Source organism: Bradyrhizobium sp. Crot121 (assembly GCF_059512385.1).
Map to the genome: position 1 here is coordinate 1 of NZ_JCAMOR010000346.1, position 492 is coordinate 492.

The following is a 492-nucleotide window of genomic DNA, read 5'->3' on the forward strand; positions in this document are numbered from 1 at the left end:
GCCGGAATATACTGGTAGCTGAGAAAGAGGTGCAAAGCGCCAAGGTCGGCCTGTCGTTCAATGCCAGGCCAAGCGAGAATGGCCTTGATCTCCGAGCCGAAGAACAGCCCCTGGTCGGTCAAAGCATAGTAAAGCGGTTTCTTGCCGATACGGTCACGAGCAAGCATAAGCCGGCGCGTCCGGCCGTCCCAGATCGCAATGGCGAACATGCCGCGCAGTCGGCTCAAAACCTTCTCGCCCCATGCGAGATACCCAGCCAGGATCACCTCAGTGTCGCTATGGCTGCGGAAGATGTGCCCCTTGGCTTCCAGTTCGGCCCTTAGTTCCGGAAAATTATAGATCTCTCCGTTGAACACGAGCCAAACCTGGCCGTCGGCGCTGCCCATGGGTTGATGTCCCGCCGGCGTCAGATCGATGATAGCAAGACGCTTGAAGCCGAGACCTACTCGCCCGTCGGTCCAGACGCCTTCGTCGTCAGGCCCGCGATGATGT

The 492-nt window shown here is 58.9% G+C and carries 1 protein-coding gene; it reads right to left on the bottom strand.

The genetic code is table 11. The annotated features are described in order from the left end of the window. Positions 1-492, bottom strand: a 492-nt coding sequence (locus AC5ZGW_RS46900) for an asparagine synthetase B family protein (protein WP_496114239.1), incomplete at both ends; no start/stop codon positions are given.